The 18,681-nt window shown below is 47.4% G+C and carries 18 protein-coding genes and 1 tRNA gene; 10 read left to right on the top strand and 9 right to left on the bottom strand.

All coding sequences use genetic code 11. From position 1 onward, the window contains the following. Positions 1–4: 4 nt before the first annotated feature. Together DFR42_RS12450 and DFR42_RS29210 are read left to right on the top strand one after the other, a co-directional pair. Positions 5–580: a BON domain-containing protein gene (locus tag DFR42_RS12450; RefSeq protein ID WP_110255296.1), complete on the top strand. Its 576-nt coding sequence runs from the start codon at positions 5–7 to the stop codon at positions 578–580. An 87-nt stretch (positions 581–667) separates the two neighbouring features. Then, entirely contained in the window at positions 668–829 is a 162-nt protein-coding gene (locus tag DFR42_RS29210; RefSeq protein WP_170133498.1) for a hypothetical protein, read from the top strand. Positions 830–957: 128 nt separating this feature from the next. Here the strand turns inward: DFR42_RS29210 and cls are convergent, their stop codons facing one another. From cls to DFR42_RS12425, 5 genes are all read right to left on the bottom strand, one after another. Then, on the bottom strand, positions 958–2,376 hold the full coding sequence (cls, locus tag DFR42_RS12445; RefSeq protein WP_245936941.1) for a cardiolipin synthase: 1,419 nt from the start codon (positions 2,374–2,376) through the stop codon (positions 958–960). 18 nt (positions 2,377–2,394) lie between these two features. Then, positions 2,395–3,450, bottom strand: a complete 1,056-nt coding sequence (locus DFR42_RS12440) for an NAD(P)-dependent alcohol dehydrogenase (protein ID WP_110255546.1) — start codon at positions 3,448–3,450, stop codon at positions 2,395–2,397. A 55-nt stretch (positions 3,451–3,505) separates the two neighbouring features. Continuing rightward, entirely contained in the window at positions 3,506–3,832 is a 327-nt protein-coding gene (locus DFR42_RS12435; protein ID WP_110255295.1) for a hypothetical protein, read from the bottom strand. Positions 3,833–3,862: 30 nt separating this feature from the next. Continuing rightward, positions 3,863–4,015, bottom strand: coding sequence for a DUF3309 family protein (locus DFR42_RS12430; protein ID WP_110255294.1), 153 nt, complete (start codon positions 4,013–4,015; stop codon positions 3,863–3,865). A gap of 72 nt (positions 4,016–4,087) precedes the next feature. Further along, a complete protein-coding gene (locus DFR42_RS12425) occupies positions 4,088–4,600 on the bottom strand; it encodes a hypothetical protein (RefSeq protein WP_110255293.1) in 513 nt (170 codons plus the stop codon). A gap of 454 nt (positions 4,601–5,054) precedes the next feature. Here DFR42_RS12425 and DFR42_RS12420 point away from each other — a divergent pair, with 454 nt between their 5' ends. Beyond that, complete coding sequence (locus DFR42_RS12420; protein WP_110255292.1) at positions 5,055–5,597, top strand: hypothetical protein; 543 nt, start codon at positions 5,055–5,057, stop codon at positions 5,595–5,597. A 102-nt stretch (positions 5,598–5,699) separates the two neighbouring features. After that, positions 5,700–6,011 carry a BON domain-containing protein gene (locus tag DFR42_RS12415; protein ID WP_110255291.1) on the top strand — a complete coding sequence of 104 codons (312 nt, stop codon included), beginning with the start codon at positions 5,700–5,702 and terminating at the stop codon, positions 6,009–6,011. Positions 6,012–6,130: 119 nt separating this feature from the next. Here DFR42_RS12415 and DFR42_RS12410 read toward each other — a convergent pair whose 3' ends face one another. The 3 genes from DFR42_RS12410 to DFR42_RS12400 all read right to left on the bottom strand — a co-directional run bounded on the left by DFR42_RS12410 (position 6,131) and on the right by DFR42_RS12400 (position 9,902). Then, positions 6,131–7,165, bottom strand: a complete 1,035-nt coding sequence (locus DFR42_RS12410; protein ID WP_110255290.1) for an OmpA family protein — start codon at positions 7,163–7,165, stop codon at positions 6,131–6,133. Between the two features lie 476 nt (positions 7,166–7,641). Continuing rightward, on the bottom strand, positions 7,642–8,868 hold the full coding sequence (locus DFR42_RS12405; protein WP_110255289.1) for a Yip1 family protein: 1,227 nt from the start codon (positions 8,866–8,868) through the stop codon (positions 7,642–7,644). A 242-nt stretch (positions 8,869–9,110) separates the two neighbouring features. Then, positions 9,111–9,902 carry a DNA/RNA non-specific endonuclease gene (locus tag DFR42_RS12400; RefSeq protein WP_110255288.1) on the bottom strand — a complete coding sequence of 264 codons (792 nt, stop codon included), beginning with the start codon at positions 9,900–9,902 and terminating at the stop codon, positions 9,111–9,113. Between the two features lie 289 nt (positions 9,903–10,191). Here DFR42_RS12400 and DFR42_RS12395 point away from each other — a divergent pair, with 289 nt between their 5' ends. Further along, entirely contained in the window at positions 10,192–11,112 is a 921-nt protein-coding gene (locus DFR42_RS12395) for a GNAT family N-acetyltransferase (protein WP_110255287.1), read from the top strand. A gap of 14 nt (positions 11,113–11,126) precedes the next feature. On the opposite strand, the gene rtcR is transcribed toward DFR42_RS12395, so the two are convergent. Continuing rightward, positions 11,127–12,734 (bottom strand): RNA repair transcriptional activator RtcR, encoded by a 1,608-nt coding sequence (gene rtcR, locus DFR42_RS12390; protein ID WP_110255545.1) that lies wholly within the window; start codon positions 12,732–12,734, stop codon positions 11,127–11,129. Positions 12,735–13,257: 523 nt separating this feature from the next. Between rtcR and DFR42_RS12385 the strand changes: the two genes are divergently transcribed. The 5 genes from DFR42_RS12385 to DFR42_RS12360 all read left to right on the top strand — a co-directional run bounded on the left by DFR42_RS12385 (position 13,258) and on the right by DFR42_RS12360 (position 18,588). Then, positions 13,258–14,832: a vWA domain-containing protein gene (locus DFR42_RS12385; protein ID WP_110255286.1), complete on the top strand. Its 1,575-nt coding sequence runs from the start codon at positions 13,258–13,260 to the stop codon at positions 14,830–14,832. Positions 14,833–15,542: 710 nt separating this feature from the next. Continuing rightward, a complete protein-coding gene (locus DFR42_RS12370) occupies positions 15,543–15,884 on the top strand; it encodes a zinc-ribbon domain containing protein (RefSeq protein WP_211324289.1) in 342 nt (113 codons plus the stop codon). 526 nt (positions 15,885–16,410) lie between these two features. Continuing rightward, the gene (locus tag DFR42_RS12365; protein ID WP_110255282.1) at positions 16,411–17,007 is read left to right on the top strand and encodes a DUF6988 family protein; all 597 of its coding nucleotides are present in this window, start codon (positions 16,411–16,413) and stop codon (positions 17,005–17,007) included. A gap of 149 nt (positions 17,008–17,156) precedes the next feature. Continuing rightward, positions 17,157–17,248 (top strand) — tRNA-Ser (locus DFR42_RS29205). A 104-nt stretch (positions 17,249–17,352) separates the two neighbouring features. Next, a complete protein-coding gene (locus DFR42_RS12360) occupies positions 17,353–18,588 on the top strand; it encodes an RtcB family protein (protein WP_110255281.1) in 1,236 nt (411 codons plus the stop codon). Positions 18,589–18,681: the final 93 nt, after the last annotated feature.

Here is an 18,681-nt window from a genome sequence, read left to right as displayed (position 1 = left end):
GATCATGAACTACTTGCTTCGTAAAAAAGTCATTATTCCATTGCTCTCGGTTTCCCTGCTACTGCCCTTGGCTGCCTGTAATAAAGGGGTAGACACCAATGGACCAAATGCTGCCACCACCATAGGCACGGAGATTGATGATTCTGTTATTACCACCAAGGTCAAATCCGCGATGATGGGCGATGATTTGATCAAGAGTGTGGATGTGAAGGTAGAAACCCGTAAGGGTGAGGTATTGATTTCCGGCTTTGCTGACAATCAGGTGCAGATTGACCGCAGTTCTGCAGTCGCACTGGGTGTGGAAGGTGTCAAAAAAGTCGACAATAAATTGGTGCTGAAAGAAGGTAAACAAACCGTTGGCAACAAGATTGATGACAGTGTCATTACAGCCGGTGTCAAGACAGCCATGCTGGACGATGTACAGATGAAAAGCATGGATATAGCGGTCGTCACCCGCAAAGGTGAAGTACAACTGAGCGGCTTTGTTGACAGTGATTTGCAGGCAACGCATGCGGCAGAAGTTGCCAAACGCGTTTCAGGCGTTCAAAACGTCATCAATAACCTCAAGGTAAAAAAATAAGTAACATGTTGCATGTCAGCCTCCCTCACGTTATCGCATGATGTGAGGGAGTTTTATCTTTTAATCGAATAAATATTCCTGCACATCATGAAAAACAGTTTACAAGAACAGCCTACTCCGATTACACCTGTGCCAGAAGACAAGGACAAAGTGATTGAAAAGAAAGATGGTGATCTGGACCCGATACCGGATGAACGAGCACCAGTTCGTGACCCTGTTATTAGTCCGGTTATCCCACAAAAAGTGTAAAAAAATAATCCAGCGATGAGGGTGGATTATTTTTTTATTCCATGCACTACCCAGTGAGCTAAGGTGCGAGAAAAGGGTGCGAGAAAAATGCGGCGGTTTGATTTTTTCTTATACCCGCTTATAACCACCTATAACCAGTATTCAAACCGCCTGGCCAGCCATTCTTTGAGCTTGTTGATTTTCGGACGTTGCTCCCAGTTCTCCAGCGTCACCTCGGTGGACGAACGCAAGTCTTCCTTGAAAGCATTTTCCATTGCTGCAGCAAATTCAGTGTCGATGACAACGACGTTGACTTCCTTATTGTGCAAAAAACTGCGCGTATCAATATTGGTGGACCCCACAGTAGACCAGACCTGGTCTATCACCGCGGTCTTCGCATGCAGCACTGCTACGTTCAACTGAAAAACCTTGATCCCGCCTTCCAGCATCTCTTTGTAAAAGGACTGGCCGGCATGAAATACCAGGCCGCTATCTGTCACGCCTGGCATGATGATCTTGACCTCAACACCGCGTTTGGCTGCAGCAATCAAGGCTTTTAATATCTGTGCATCAGGCACAAAATAAGCTGAAGTGATATGTATGCTTTCTTTGGCTTCCTGTATCGCCAGCAGATAGGCTTTATAAATGGCAGGATTGCTTTCCGGTTCACTGGCCAGCACGCGCACCATCTTGTTTCCCTGGTTTTTCAAGTTAGGGAAATACAATTTGTCTGCCGGCTGCTTATCGCCCGCATTGAGCCAGGTATCGAGGAAAATCCACTGAAACGCCGCAACAGCCGGGCCTGTAATTTGCAAGTGGGTATCACGCCAACCTACTTTATCCGGGTTTTTTGATTTCGAGCGAAACAATGAGCTGTTGGCATAACTGGCGCTGATATTGACACCGCCAGTAAATGCAATCTCACCGTCGACGATTAAAATTTTCCTGTGATCGCGCCTGTTTGGTGACCACGGGCCTTGCAATTTGGTTGGATTGACAGGATTAAACGGTAGCAATTGTATGCCTGCCGCTTTCATATTATCGAAGAAACTTTGCGGCGTGCCTATGGTGCCTACGCTGTCGTAGATGATACTGACTTCCACCCCAGCTTGCTGTTTTTCTATCAACAATTTGGCAAATTCCAGACCCAGTTCATCCTGATCGAAGATATAGGTTTCCAGGTGTATATGATCTTTTGCGTTCCTGATGGCATTCATCATTGCAGCCATGGTTTGCGGGCCATCGAAAAGCAGGGTGACCTGATTGCCAGCGATGAGCGGGCTACCTGTGACTGATTCTTCAGCAGCAGCCAGGGCTTGAATATTGGCCAGGCCAATGCTGGAATTTTTCCAGCGCTGACGCATTAAGGCCTGTGCTTTGGACGTGCTTAATTCACCTTTGGCATTGTTCACTGTTGGAGTGTTCAAAGCAGTTTTCTGCTGCTGGTCTAGTCCAGGTTCGAGATAATTTATTTCTGGCAGTGAGCTGCAGGCATTGAGCATGATCAAGACGGCTATGCCCACAGAACTCATCAGCAAATGAGGCGGTAGTCTATGATGAACAGCCATGTCTGGTCCTTTTTATAGTCAGGTTGTAATAGCGACTTTCAGTACGCCGTCGCGCTGATTGGCAAATAAATCGTAAGCTTGCTCTATATCATCGAGCTTAAAGCGATGTGTGACCATGGCATCAAGCTTAACTCTCCCTGATTTGACGACATTCATCAGGCGTCGCATACGATCCTTGCCACCTGGGCATAAGGTAGTAATAATCTTGTGATCACCCAGACCCGCAGCAAAGGCGTCCAGTGGCAGGCTTAACTTGCCTGAATATACGCCAAGGCTGGATAATCTGCCGCCAGGTTTTAATGCGCGCAGACAACTCTCGAAAGTTGCTTGTGTACCCAAAGCCTCAATTGCAACGTCTACCCCTCGGCCTTGGGTGAGGCGCATGATTTCTGTTAAGGGATCAGTTTTGGTATAGTCTATGGTGATATCCGCTCCCAATGTCTTTGCCATTTCCAGGCGGCTGCTTACTCCATCGACTGCAATAATCAGGCTGGCTCCGCGTAGTTTGGCACCGGCAGTCGCGCACAGGCCTATTGGCCCCTGAGCAAAAATGACGACAGTATCACCTATCTTGATATCACCGCTTTCAGCACCGCCAAACCCTGTGCTCATGATGTCCGGGCACATCAGTACTTGCTCATCTGTAAGGCCTTCCGGTATCACTTCCAGGTTACTCATGGCATATGGCACCAACAGGTATTCTGCCTGGCAGCCATCAATAGTATTGCCAAAACGCCAGCCGCCTGCAGGTTTGCCACCGCATTGCGATTGCTGTCCGTCCAGACAGGAGTAGCATTGCCCACATGGTGATATGGCACCAACGACGACACGTTGACCAAGCTCGTATCCAGTGACACCTGCACCTAGTGCGGCGATCACACCTACCGGTTCATGCCCTATGGTCAAGCCAGGTTTAACTGGATATTCACCTTTCAGTATGTGGATATCAGTGCCGCAGATAGTCGTCGTGGTAATTTTGATGAGTGCTTCGCCCGGCCCTGGAACTGGGACGGGTTTTTCTTCTATCGCGATCTTGCCTGGGCGCAGATACACTGCTGCTTTCATGGTGGACATGGCTTCTTTCTTATTGATGCGCACTTCAACTCTGGGGAAGAAATGCGTTTTCCTGTCAACGCGGACGTATGCCCGATTTTCTATAGGCTTCCGCGATATCTTGCTGCATGGTTGCCTTGGCCTCACGCAGACAAGCACTTTGTTGACTGCGTTCCGCCCGCTTGCATTCCATTGATGACAACTGGTAGACAGCTTCTGCTTCTTTTTTTAGGGTCTTGAAATAAGCCATAGGCGTCATTTCTTCCTGATACCAGCGTTCAGGATCACCTCGCTGGGAAATAGCAGTTGGATCTGTATCAGCGGCAAAGGCCGGGCTTAACATGGCAGCACCGAGCAGGGTACACAGCATGCCTTTTATCAGCTGTTGTTTTGTTGTTTTCATGATGACTCCTTTAATGAATAAGCTTGATATTTACAAGCGGCCGGTAAGTAACAGTATCAGAAGGATAATCACGACCAGGCCGGTTACGCCGCTAGGACCGTAACCCCAGGAACGGCTGTGTGGCCAGGTCGGGAAAATGCCAATCAGGACCAGAACGAGTATGACGAGTAATATAGTGCTCATTTTTTTGCCTATCAGTGTGGTGAAAAATTTTTATTGTCTGGCTTATTCATGGCGTTTGCGACTTATAAGAGTTCAGACCTGGATATTGGTGTAGTCACCATGCTGGCTTTTCCAGGTTTCTAAACTATGCGCAGCATCGTCGGTTGATTCTGATAAGGGACAGAAGCTGGCATTGGATTCGAGATCTACGTCCAGCTTTTCTGCCGGTTTTTGACTGGAAATTCCCCAGCCCAGCAAAGAGCCAACTATGGCACCCATGCCAGTGCCGAGGCTCGCACCTATGAAAACGGCTTGCAGAGGAGTGGCAACCAGCAGATCCAGGCCTGGAATAACGTAGGGAGAAATCGTCACGGCGAGCGTGGCATTGACCATGCCAAGAACGCCACCTACCACCATGCCTATGGCCGTGCCTGTCGTGATTTCGGAGCTGAATACCACGTTCCAGTGTTGACCATGTACAGCATCATTACCCTGTACCTGTTTTTTAAAATCACCACGTCGCGTAGAAGGACGTGGGTAAGGGCTGAGCGTGCCTTGCATACGTGTGGTCGACATGCTCGCTGGCACAGTGTCATTGTTGCGCATGATATCTGGCTCCCTAAAAAAACATGATATGGCTTATATGGCTGGCTATCGATATTCTTGATGATTTACCAAGGTATTTCTTGTTTGTAATTTTTCTCACTCAGTTCATCCACCGCTCATCGCTTTCATTTGTCATTTTGAAACTGTCATTTCCTGAAATATTTGAGGAAAAATGCAGCACAAAATCTGCTTTGTTCACATAAGTTGCGTCTTTCTGATGCTGTATGACAAATGTATGCTTTTCCGCGTCCGACATCTGTGCGCTGGCACACGCTGGAAAAAGTCTTGTTAAGAAAAGCATCCTGGCTTGATAAATATATATTGATCAATGTTCGATACCGCACAGATAGGCCCTTGGGCAAACAGCACACTCGGGCATCGGAATTTTCCGACGTAGCAAGCGTTGAGGCGGATATCAGTTGTGCTCAACATCAACACCTGAAAGAGGAAAGATATGAATAAAAAATTAGCCATGATGCTGGTTTGCACAGCCACACTGAGCACTACCGTTTGGGCGGCTGCCGATGAAAAGTCTATTGCGTACACGGCAGCGAAAGAAACCGCAAGTACAGATTTCAAGCTGGCGAAAAGTAAATGCGACGCGATTACCGGCAATCCAAAAGATGTTTGTATAGCTGAAGCAAAGGCCACACGTGTACATACAGAAGCAAATGCAAAGGCGACCTACAAAAACACCCTGGCGGCTCGTACCAGCGCCAGGAAAGATATTGCCAATGTGGACTATGACCTTGAAAAGACCAAATGCGGCAGCATGAATGGCAACGATAAAGATGTCTGCATCAAACAAGCCAGTGCCAATAAAGTCGCTGCTCTGGCAGATGCCAAGGCAGACAAAAAAGTGGTAGAAGCCCGAGTCGATGCGAAAGATGACAAAGTCAAAGCCGAGTACAAGCTTGAGCTGGAAAAGTGTGATGCTTTAGCTGGCCAGGGTAAAGATAACTGTTTCGCTGCAGCAAAGTCGAAATTTGGTAAATAAGTTTTTCAGTGTCAGGCACAAGCTGCCGCCACATTCTTTGTTGCTTGCAGTTTGTGCATATGTAAATTTAGTTGTTGTACCTCACTCTCCCGAAAGAAAAAAATGAAAATCACTCAACGCATGATGACCCTGGTATTTACCGCTTCTCTGCTGGTAATTACTGGCTGTGCTTCCACATCCACACGTGAAGGCACGGGTGAATATGTCGATGATTCAGTCATCACGACCAAGGTCAAGGCAGAAATTTTTAATGAGCCTAGCCTGAAGTCGATGGAAATCAATGTCGAAACATTCAAAGGCACCGTGCAGCTCAGCGGCTTTGTGACTTCCAGCGCCAATATTGAGAAGGCAGTTACCATTGCCCGCAATGTTAAAGGTGTACGTTCTGTCAAAAATGATATGCGCTTGAAATAAAGCCTGTCCTGCATGTAGAAAGGGCTGTCAATGAAAATTGACAGCCCTTTTTTATTTGAGTGAAGTTTAAAAAATGGGAGCCGTTACGGCTCCCGTTCATGATTTTTATTTTTTATTTTTTACTTAATGCGTTGCTCGATAGTAAATTGCTCTATCTCTACACGGCGGTTAGGTTCCAGGCAGGCGATCAGGTCAGCACGTTTTTTATTATTGCAAACGACAACTGGGTTGCTTTCACCCTTGCCGACAGCATTCAGCCTTTGGCCATCCACACCTTTGTTGTTCAGATAGGTTTTAACTGAATTTGCGCGTTTTTCAGATAAATTCAAATTGTATTTTTCTGAACCTATGCGGTCCGCATAACCAGTGATGACAACCTGATTGATTTGCGTGTTGGCATTGAGCGCTGCCGCAATATCATCCAGTTTTGGCTGTGGGGCATTCAGCACTGCACTGTCAAAGGCAAACAGCTCGGTCGCTGACAAAGTGATTTTTTGATAGACCGGTGCTGGCGGTGGCACTGGTGCAGGTGGAGGAGGTGCCTGCACGACCACTGGCTCTGGAGGAGGTGGTGGTGTATAGCTGGCTACCTTGACTGTTGCCTTGGGTTTGTCAAACGCATAGTTGAGGCCAAAGGACAGCTGGGAATTGCTGGCCTGGCTGAAACCAAAGTCATTGCCATGCAAATAACCATGGACCTTGCGCCATTCAGCCTGTGCCGACCATTGATCATTGAGTGCAAATTGTACGCCTACACCTGCGCTGGCTGCGGGAGCTGTGCTGTCACCGGACTTGATGCCACCATTGCTTCTGTCGCGGTTTGCTGCCACACCCATGACCAGGTAAGGGCGTACTGTACTGCGGGAAAACAGATACAGTACATCAACCCCCAGGGAATTTTGCTGGTAACGTCTGCCATTGTCTGATGCGCGCGTGTAGCTGGTATTGATTTGCGCATCCCAGTTTTCTGACAGGGGCTTACCTACGCGCAAACCGACACCATAGCCACGGTTGCCCGCGCCGAAAGTTTCATCGGTTTCTGCAGCATGGATGCTGCCGCCTATATACCAGGATGGATTGTAGTCTTCTGCCATTGCAGTGCCAGCAGAAAAAAGAAAGAGTAGAGCAGCGGGTATGGCACGTAATTTATTCATAGGTATTCTTTCTAAGTTTTAATATACAAGGTAGAAGTAGTGCAAAAGCCGGAGCCGGAATATCAAGGATGTAACTCCTGTTGCACAGAGTAAAAGGAGCGTGATTTTTCATCGGTGCGTTAGCGCACAATGGTGTGTTTTTGAGACAGTACCAGGCAAGCTTTGCCTTGCTCAGACATGCTCAAGATGGAAGCGGGTGAGGGATTTATGCGTTTTGAATGCTGGAAATATCCAACAGCTTTATCAGCAAGCTTGCTTTTTTGGGGAGACTTTTGTCGCTGGAAGAGCATCCAGTGAGGGTGAGGCGGGCAGCTCAATGAGAGCAGTTCTATCCGACTGGCAAGCGCATGTGGCTAGTACCAGTGTGGACAGGATGTTTGTCGGGTTCTACATTGGAGTGATGCGGTTTGCTACTACAAGTGCGATCTTCTGTAACACTTGATGCTGATGCTGATGACTGTGTCTGAAATTGCTGCTTACTGCTTTACACCTTCGTTCTTCATCGCTTCCAGCTTGTCGTAACCGACTGATGCAGATGCTGTCTTGATGGTGGCCATGTCGACATTGTCGCCATGAGTTTCTACGATAAAGCGGCCACCGACCAAAAGGCTGTATTCACCGGTTGAGCCATCCTTTTGAAATCTTTCATGAGTAGGACGGCCATTGACCTTGCCCATTTTCTCGTAGCCATTATCAGTTTCCTTGTCTTGCTCCATCATGCCCCAGGCAAACATGGTGCCAAACATTTTGCTGCCACCTGTATCGGTGATGGTGACTCTGACCTGATGATTATTTTCATCGGCATAGCGCGCTTCTGCCTTGGCAATTTTGAATTCACCCATGGCAGTTTTTTCACCTTCGATGCTGGCGCGTTTCAAACCCCCGATAGTTTCTGGCAGCAAGGCTTTGAGTTTGTCCTTGTCAACAACTTCGGCCTGGCTACCACCGCCCAGGACTGCGCCCAGGGCTTCGGTAGCCGCTTTCATTTCAGCTTGCTGGTCACCGGATTTTTTGGCCTCATCCATTTTCTTGTTGGCCTCTTCCATCCGCTTGCCCATTTTTTCAAGTTCCCCTAAAGCACCACTGGTTTCAGCGGTGCGGGTTGTGACATGACTGGCCAAGCCAGACATGGAACTGCCACCTACAGCACCGATCACCACGCTGAAAACGATCATGATCACAATAGAGCAAATTACAGACACTGCGGTATAGGCTGTAGCTTTTTCCTGAGGTGCTTTCATGAGTACAGGCAGACCCAGGTAAAGCAGATAGATGCCATACAAACCTGCCACTACTCCAAGCATGCTTAACGAAGGTAAAAGAGAAAATACGCCAGCAAGCCAGCCCGGTGTAAATGAATAGGCCGCGACTTTCAAAGCTTGCTCCGGATTTTTTGTCGCACCAAATTGTGGTGCCAGAGCATCAATCACCAGCGAGATCAGATATACGCCTATCAGCGCAAATACAAAGCTCATCACCATGGCAGTGATGCCAGTAATGATGGGCAGGCGTATATGTCCTACCAGGGGCACGCTGAAACCAATGATGCTCATGCCGATGAAGCTGGCAACGGCAGGGATGGCTGCCAGTGGCGCAACATAGTTTTTAAACAAGTCTACCGTGTTGGTACTTTCCCCTGCGATGACTGGCCATTCTGTTTTTGGCGTCAGAGTAATATTTTTCGCACGTTCAATGAGATTCATGGACTTTTTCCTTCAGTTAATAGGCAAGACATGGATAAATGCTGGGGAAAACTAGAAAGCTGCAATAAAACAGAATTAATGCGAAAAACAGGCTACTTGACTTTTGGATAAGTGACAAAGTTTATTACAGTTTCTTGCAAGTCAGGCAAAAAACAGTGATTTTCATGTGATTTATTCACGCGAGCCGGTAACGTCAAACAACATCAATGAAGTGAAGAGAAACAATTCATTTTCCATGACAGTTATATGTCACCTTGCTTCAAGGCAGGCAGGAACTGTATGCCAGTCTTTTGTACCAGTTCCTGATAACTGATAGGCTTGCCAGCCTGGGCATCGTCAGTATTTTCTACCCAATGCGCCCAGGCTCGGCCAGTATTGGGATCATAAATCAGTTTGTACAAGTATTTAGGTACCCAGACCTTGTTATTGCCTATGGTTGCAGGATGCTGGCCATATACCGGCCCCGTAATGACGTACACATCGCCTTGCGCACGCAAGATGTACTGGCGCGTAGCTTTTTCTATCGAGGCCCAGGTCTTGCGGTTATTGACGGGGGCTTGCGGCACCATATTGGCCAGTGAAAAACTTTGCGCCATGGCGGTGCTGTCGACCATATCCGCGGCTGGTGCCATATGGCCACGGTCATAACCTGAACCTTTGTAATCATCAAGCTCAGCGCGTTCTGCACTTGGCAGCCTGGCATCGGCATAGAACTGATTGCTGCGTTCATTGTCCCTGGCTCTCAATAGGATCTGTCGGTTCAGCTTTTCAGCGACATAGATAGGCGTATGGCTTTTGCCAGAATGCATGACGGCAAAGGCCGAAAAACACAGTGCCCGCGGACGCATCTCGCTGGCCTGCTTAAGTGCAGGTATTTGCCCTTTTGTAAAAAACTGGCGACAGCCGGCAAATTCTCCTGTGCCAGGGACTGGAAGCTCAAGAAAAGGGATTTCAAAGCGTGAAAGATCAACAAAGGAAAGGCTGATCAGGGCAAAAAAAAGCAGAGGACTGAGTTTGGCGAGTTTTTTTAACATGTATAGGTAAGCTGATGCCTGGTGCGGGCTGTCACAGTGCGGGGAAATCAATTGCTTGAACGCTCTGGGTCCAGATAACGAGTGCGGAAAAATACTGCATGTAAGTACAGCATTATGCAAAAGGGCTGGATTCTATATGATTTCCCGCAGGGTATCTTGCGGGAAGATAAATACTTGTATTTGAGTAGGCACACCCGGTAACAAATTGAGACTACTTTGACAATAAAATACTTGCTTATTTGACCCGCCTGACTGACTATCGCGCTGTTTGAAAAATGGATATAGCCCGATGTTGCCTTCTGTATTATTTGCGACTACCAGAAATAAACTGCTCAAGCTTGATGCCCGCTGGATTTTTTCTGGCTTGCTATTGCTTGAGTCACTGCTGTATTGCCTGGATGAGTTCACAGGGCCGTATAGTTTTTATGCGCCGTTTTATATTTTTCCTGTAGCGATGAGTGCTGCCTTGCTGTCGCGGCGCATGACGGTTTTTCTGGTGGTATTGTCCAGTCTGGCGAGGGCACAGGTCTTCAGTCAGGTGTTTCAGTCGGGTAGTCTGATGTTGCTGGTATTTGATATTGTCCAGAGTATTTTGCTATATGGTTTGATTGCAGTATTGGTGACAAGCGTAACCAGAATGAACCAGCGTCTGTTGAGGTATGCTCAATACTTGCGTGCGAATATCAGACTTCTTCGCCAGCAAAGACGCAACAGGGCCAGCATACGTAGGGCTTTACCTGAGGATGCTGATGGCATAGTGCGCCTGGCCGTGAATGGTGCACAAAGCGGAGATTTGTCAGAAGACATTTCAAATGCGGTCTTGCAACGCACACTGGTGACAGCTTTCAGGCAAGGCATAGTCGAGGGGCAGACAGTCAGGCACACATGGGCAGGTGGTCAGCAAAAAGTGCCGGTTGAATTCTGGGTGTCCATCATCAATGGCCGTATGGCCGGATTTTTCATGTTGTATGGCGTCGATAATCAGCAAGGATCAGAGCGCGAACTGCATGCCATGGTGGTGGCAGATGAATACCGCGGCCTGGGCATAGGCGCTGCCATGACCGATTTCTTTTGCATGCATTTTAAAAATCGCCGTCTGTTCGCTGCCTGCAAATCAGGCTCTAATATGATGAAGATGCTCAGCCGCCGCGGTTTCAGTTTGTTTTCCACGACGGAAAACGAGTATGTCATCATAGAACGGCATAATTGAAACTATCCCAGGCTTTAGTCCCTGTGTAGCGCATCCCATTGCAAACCAAACTTGTTGAGATACTTTTTAAGCCTGTCTGCATCGTTGGGGTTGGCTTTAGCACTGCGCGAAACAGCAAACAATTTACGGCCAGCTTCCGACATGTTTTTAGAACGCAGGCAAACTGCCAGCACCGCCTGTAATTGCACAGCATCGAATAAATCCAGTTGCGCCACTTGTTCTGCATCCAGATAGTCATGCAAATCCAGCTCATGGTTTCCACCATCGCCTTCATGCGCATGTGACCACAGGCGTTGCAGACGTTTGATTTCTTCACCTACATTCTGGTCATTGATGCGCCCGGCGTCAGCCAGTGTGGCCATGCGCGTGACGGAGGCTGACAAATCGCGGAAGTTACCAGCCCACACCGCCTGTGCGGAAGTGGCAAATTCCATATAGCTGTCTTTCGCTTCTTTATTGAAGCGCACCATCTGTCCATTCTCAGCACTGTACTGCGACAGCAGGTAATCGATATTCGGTGCGATATCTTCTACCCGGCCACTCAGACCAGGTAATTCATACGACCACAGATTGATACGTGCATACAAGTCTTCACGGAAACGGCCTGCCGCCACTTCCTTGCCCAGATCACGGTTGGTACCTGCAACCAGTTGGAAATCACTTTGCACTTCATGGTCACCACCCACGGGGAAGAAACGTTTTTCTTCCACCGCCTTGAGCAGCATAGCTTGTTCATCCAGGCCCAGCTCACCAATTTCATCAAGAAACAGCAAGCCCTTGTGTGCTGTTCTTAGCAAACCGGGACGGTCAGACATGGCACCGGTGAACGAACCCTTGATATGGCCGAACAAGGTTGAGCCCGCACCGTCACCACGCAGGGTGGCGCAGTTGACTTCGACAAACTTGCCCTCCAGCCTGTGCCTGGCTTTTTTCAATTCAAATATACGCCGCGCCAGAAAGGACTTGCCGGCACCAGTCGGCCCCATCAGCAGGATGGCAGCCTTGGACTTGATGGCAACACGTTCTATCTCATCTATCATGGTGTTAAAGCGCGCATTGCGGGTGGCAATGCCAGATTTCAGGAAGGCCACACCTTCTTCCTGTTCGCGGCTAAAGCGCTGGGCGATCTGGTCATAGCGTGACAGGTCCAGATCAATGATGGTCATCTCACCAAAATTGGCCTTGGTCTGCCGCCGTGGTGGCGAAGTCTGCAAGAGCTTGCCGGGCAGGTAGCTGGCCTCTGTCATCAGGAACAGGCAAATCTGTGCCACGTGGGTGCCTGTGGTGATGTGCACCCAGTATTCTTCTTTGTCAGTATCGAAGGGGTAAGACCTGGCAAAGTCAAACAGGCAGCCATACACATCTTCAAAATCCCAGGGATCTTTTATTTCCAGCTGATGTGAACGTAGCTTGGTCTCTGGCGAAGTATCAGCGATGTCCTTTTCCAGTTGCGCGAGCAAGGGCTCATGCTGGCCGCTGTACAGCAAATCAATGCGGTCAATGACAATATCTTCATGCTGGGTCAGCGCAACCGTAGGCCGCCATTTTTCCCAGCGACCACTGCCACGGCCACTATCGAGTTGCGTGCCTATAAAACCGATGACGACTTTTTTCTTCTTAATCATTTTGGATAAATATTTATCTATTTAGATAATTATATAGGAAATTTGCTTTGTGGATTGGTCTTGTGAGTTTTCACTTATTTCTTTATATGTCTATTTAAATCAATAACTTAAGAAGAAATTTGGAGCTATGGCACAGACCTGGCACGCCCATTGCAATAGATGGAGTGTAGGGCATGCAGGCATGAAGGGAGTGCCACCACCGAAAACGATTGAGTCCTGGGTGGGCTGGATAAAACCAGATGCAGTCTAAGTATTGTCATGAGCAAGGTTGCAGATGCAGGTTGCCGCTCCCCGTAAGGGTGTCAACTGGCGCGCGTTTCCAATCATGGCAGTGGCCAGAAGTAATGCTCTGGTTGTTGCATTGTGCGGGTTCGAATCCCGTCGTGTCCACCAATGAAAAAACAGGACTTGCACAAAATTGTCCCAGCAAGGCGTCAGCGACGACGACAGTACGAATAGTACGGCTAGGAGCTGCAACGCAGCTGGGGCGGTTTTGTGCAAGTCCAAAAAAGGAAATGAAATGGTTAATACACAATTGTTCCAAAGTTTAAAAAACTCACTGACAAATAAATTTTTGCCAGTAACTGATGAAACAAATACAACAAATTTTTCCGGCGTTGCAGCCTACAAGTTCACTGCTGAACACAAGCTGGCGCAATATGCAGCTACTGGTTGCCTGAACGCGACTTACTACGCCAGTGCAGAAGCGCAACTGGCAACCGTGCTGGATTTGACCAAAGAGGTAACGCCATTGTTTGTAGCGCAAACAGCGATTTACTGCCGTGAACGTGGCTATATGAAAGACATGCCAGCCTTGCTGGTAGCAGCACTGACCATGCGTAATGCAGTCGAGTTGCCACGTACTTTCAAGCGTGTAATGAATAACGGCAAGATGTTGCGTAACTTTGTGCAGATACTGCGTTCAGGTGCGATAGGTCGTAAGTCTCTGGGTAGCCGCCCTAAAAAACTGGTACAGGCATGGTTGAATACTGCCAGCGAAAAAGAATTGCTGGCAGCAGCGGTGGGTACTACGCCATCACTGGCAGACGTTGTAAAAATGGTGCATCCAAAACCTGTCGAAGCATGGCGTGAAGCCTTCTTCGCCTGGTTGATAGGCAAGCCATACAAGGCAGAAGCTTTGCCACCAGTCGTTGCAGCGTTTGAGGCTTTCAAGAAAGACCGCAGCCTGGCTTTGCCGGACGTGCCATTCCAGATGCTGACAGCGATGGACTTAACGACAGAAGACTGGGCACAGATCGCCCGTCAGGCTGGCTGGCAGATGTTGCGTATGAACTTGAACACCTTTGGTCGTCATGGTGTGTATGCCTTGCCAGGCATGGTGGACTTGATTGCCGCTAAACTGAGTAATGCAGAGGCAATTGCCAAAGCCAAGGTGTTTCCTTATCAGTTGATGGCGGCTTACAAGGCAGCGAATGAAGAAGTGCCGTTGCCTATCAAGAATGCCTTGCAGGATGCGATGGAGATTGCCTTGAGCAATGTGCCAGAGATATTTGGCAAGGTCGTGGTATGTGCTGACGTGTCAGGCTCCATGTCATCTGCAGTCACAGGTTACCGTGGCTCTGCAACGACAGCAGTACGTTGCATAGACATCGCTGCCCTGGTAGCGGCTGCCATGCTGCGTAAGAATCCATCGACTCTGGTCTTGCCGTTTGAAGAAAAGGTCGTGAAATGTGAGTTGAACCCACGTGACAGCGTGATGACCAATGCGCAAAAGCTGGCAGCGATAGGTGGCGGTGGCACCAATTGCAGTGCACCACTGGTGCAGTTGAACAAACAGAAAGCGCAAGCTGACCTGGTGATCTTTGTCTCTGACAATGAATCATGGATGGAGGCAAGCCGTGGCCGTTCTACTGCCACCATGGCTGAATGGAATGTGTTCAAACAACGCAATCCACAAGCGAAGCTGGTGTGCATAGATATCGCGCCTTATGGCACGACACAGGCAGCAGAAAGAGATGATATTTTGAATGTAGGTGGTTTTTCTGACGCCGTATTTAAAATTATCGCAGCCTTTGCTGCAGGTCAGTTGAGTGCAGAGCACTGGGTAGGTGAAGTAAAAGCAATTGATATTTAAAGAACCGCTGGCGGGGCAAATGCAGTATGTGCCTCGCCAGTCCAGGTAGTAAAAGTTTTTGAACGCAGCATGAATGCAAATGTGATTACACCTCTAACTGTAAAATCACCTTTAAACCTTGTCATGCAGTGCTTCAAAGACCATGTGAAGGTGGTCTTGAGTTTGAAATGCAGTACGAATGCGCTGGCGATTACATCCGAAAAAATAATCGCAAGCAATCCTTGTCGTACAGTATTTCTCAATACCGCAATCAGATGTCGCAGTACAGGTTTTGAATATGGCATGAATGCTGATGTGATTACATTTGAAACGTAATATCACCCTCTATTCTTGTCATGCTGTATTCAATAAATATCATAGAGCTTATTTTTTTTGAATACCATATGAATGCTCGTGTGACTACATGGGGTGTTCACATCAATCACTTGTCATGTGGTGGTTCAAAATTTGGTCAAGGTTTTGGGAAGTACAAGAATGTAGCTGTGACTACATTTTTTGCAAAAGTGACGAGGTCACAGCAAAATCTTGTCTTGCTGCTGCTCAATCAGGTTTTACCCGAATGCCATCAGGATTACATCGGTTACATTGGTTCGACTCCAGTCTGGTCCACGCCGTAAGGATGGGTCAGCAAGTCCTGGTAACACTTGTCGGGGTTTTATTTTAAAAGTAGAAACGTGATGAAAAGCGGAAAACAAAGACGGACAGAAATCATGGAAAAGCGGCGTGCCCGTATACCCGTGAAAGAAAGTTTTGATTTTTATGCCTTGCCAATACCGACTGGTGCGATTCCAACGGATCGCGAGGCACTAAGACACAATAACACTTATGGCTTGTTGCCCTTGTTTTACGTGGACTACGCCTTCAACTGCCGGGATTGTGGGGCAGCGCAAATATGGACGGCCAAGCAACAGAAGTGGTGGTACGAGATTATGCAGGGAAACATCAATAGCGTCGCTGTACGATGTCGACCTTGTCGCAAGACAGAGCAACAAAGAAAGAAGCAAGCCAGGGACATACATTTGAGTGGCCTGGCAGAAAAACACAAACAATAGAGTTTTCAGGCGAATGCTGGTGAACATTCAACGGTCCTAAGCGGCGAAAGAGATGCATTAACGGTCTCGTGTAACCTGGGTACTGTCTCTTCGCAGAGACTCCTGGCCGTGCCGTTTCACCATCCCTTGTCGCCGCAAGTAATGGAAAATGAAAGAGTTTGTGTGGTGAGGCAGTAAGTAAGAGTTTAGGCGAATGCTGGTGAAATTACATCACTTTTAATGAGGCTGTCGCGGGTTCGAAGCCCGTCACGAAATCTCGGTTTCGTGTAGCTCAGTTGGTAGAGCACCTGTGGGTAACCACATACATTTCACCGAATATTGTCGCCACCTTATAAAAAAGAGTCTTTAACTTGAATAAAAATAAAGCAGTAAATTAGTTTTGCAGTTGAAAATTTTAGACGCATGCTGATGAAACTATATCGCTAAGGGTGAAGAGGTCAAGTGCTAGGAAAATATCTTGGTGCTATGTAATTCAGTTGTTGGCATATCTAAGTGCAACTGAATATTTTTTGAAATTGGAGTGGATATGAACAAGTCATCGCTGTTAGTGATTATTGGCACGCTTAAGAAACTGGACGATATTCGTAATGAGATGGAGTTTAATTTCGGAGGGCAAGATCGACCACGTCTTGCAACACTACTTTTTGATCTGGCGTACGAGCATTTTAGAGCTATTGTAACTTTGATTGACCATGGAATGCCTTCTTCTGCGTCTGCCCTAATAAGGGTAATTCATGAAACATACCTTCGAGGGCTTTGGTTGGTTTATTGCGCATCAGATAATCAAATAGAGGCATTTTTAAACGATAAATTTGATTTAAAAATGCGTGAAATGGTTGATGAAATAGAAAAAATTGAAGAGTTTAGCGTTGGGGTATTTTCTGACATTCATAAAAAACACTGGGCCATGATGAATAGCTATACGCATTCAGGAATGTTTCAGATAAGTAGGCGGCTAACTGATATCGATATAGGACCGAATTTCTCGGATGAAGAAATAAAAGATGCCCTTGAATATTCATTAATGATAGCCAAGCTAAGCATATATGAATCTACCAAGTTAGCTAAAGACATTGCGCGGCTAGAACGTATCTCACAATTCATAGTTAACCATGAAGAGTAATTGAGAATTACATTAACCGAAAAATCATTGAAAACTTGTCTTCGCGTTTGCATAAAGTCCCAAATTTCGTGCAAGTAATTCAACGGTAACTTATATTGCCATCCTTTAAGAATAAGATAAATTTTGAATCAAGATAGAAGCACAGCAGTAAATCAGTATTGCTGTAAAAAAGTTTAGGCGAATGCTGATGAAACTACATCGCTACGAACGAAGAGGTCGTGGGTTCGATCCCCACCATGGTGTCATCCGGCACCGTGTAGCTCAGTGGGAGAGCGCTTGTGAACAACCACAGACGTTTCATCAACCCTTGTCGCCACCAAAGAATTTAATAATAAAGAGAAAAATATGAAACACGAAGATTATGATGTAGTGCAGTACAAAGATGGTCGTCCTATCAAAATGTGGACCAAAGGTGTTCCTGTTGAGGAAGAAGCCAAGCAACAATTGGCGAATACCTCCCGATTGCCTTTCATCTACAAACATATTGCCGTGATGCCGGACGTGCATCTGGGTAAAGGGTCAACTATCGGTAGCGTGATACCTACCCTGGGTGCGGTGATACCTGCTGCAGTTGGTGTGGATATCGGTTGCGGAATGATGGCCGCCAAGACCACCTTGTTCGCCCATGATTTGCCAGATAACCTGGGCCCTTTGCGTACCGCGATAGAAAAAGCCATACCACATGGTATGTCGCCTAAGACCCGTAGCTTTAAAGGCCGTGATAAGGGTTCATGGGAATCGCCACCTAGTGCTGTGGATAATGCCTGGGCAGAATTGAAAGATGGTTTCGATGAAATCTGTTTGAAAACTCCGCGTTTGAAAAACACCAATAATTATCGTCACCTGGGGACTTTGGGTAGTGGTAACCACTTCGTTGAAGTGTGCCTGGATGAAGCCAATGCCGTATGGTTCATGTTGCATTCTGGTTCACGTGGTGTAGGTAATGCGATTGGTAGCCATTTTATTGAACTGGCCAAGCAGGATATGCGTACCCATTTCATTAACTTGCCTGATCAGGACCTGGCTTATTTGCCAGAAGGTACCCAGCATTACAAGGATTACATTGAAGCAGTAGGTTGGGCGCAGAAATTTGCGCGTATGAACCGTGAAGTGATGATGCTGAACTTGATTGCTGCTGTGCGTACCGTGATCAGCAAACCGTTTGAAACGCATATTGAAGCGGTGAACTGCCACCATAACTATGTACAGAAAGAACATCACTTCGGTAAAGATGTATTGGTAACCCGTAAAGGCGCAGTATCTGCGCGTGCCGGTGAGTTGGGGATTATCCCTGGTTCAATGGGAGCGAAAAGCTTCATCGTGCGTGGTAAAGGAAATGAAGAAAGTTTCCATAGCTGCAGCCATGGTGCTGGCCGTACCATGAGCCGTACCGCAGCCAAGAAGCTATATACCGTTGCCGATCAGATCGCTGCAACCGAAGGTGTGGAATGCCGTAAAGATGCCAACGTGATTGATGAAATCCCTATGGCATATAAAGACATCGACGCTGTGATGCTGGCCCAGACTGCTCTGGTGGATGTGGTGCATGTATTGAAGCAGGTAGTGTGCGTTAAGGGTTGATTTTAGATTCAAGACCTCTCAACACAGAGGCACCGAGACACAGAGAAATTCAAGAGAGAATCTTTTCCTGAAAACTGTCTGCAGGAAGAAAAT

The organism is Undibacterium pigrum (assembly GCF_003201815.1).
GTDB classification, from domain to species: Bacteria; Pseudomonadota; Gammaproteobacteria; order Burkholderiales; family Burkholderiaceae_D; genus Undibacterium; species Undibacterium pigrum.
Note: the sequence above shows the minus strand (reverse complement) of the source record. Positions and strands in the feature narration are given on the sequence as shown.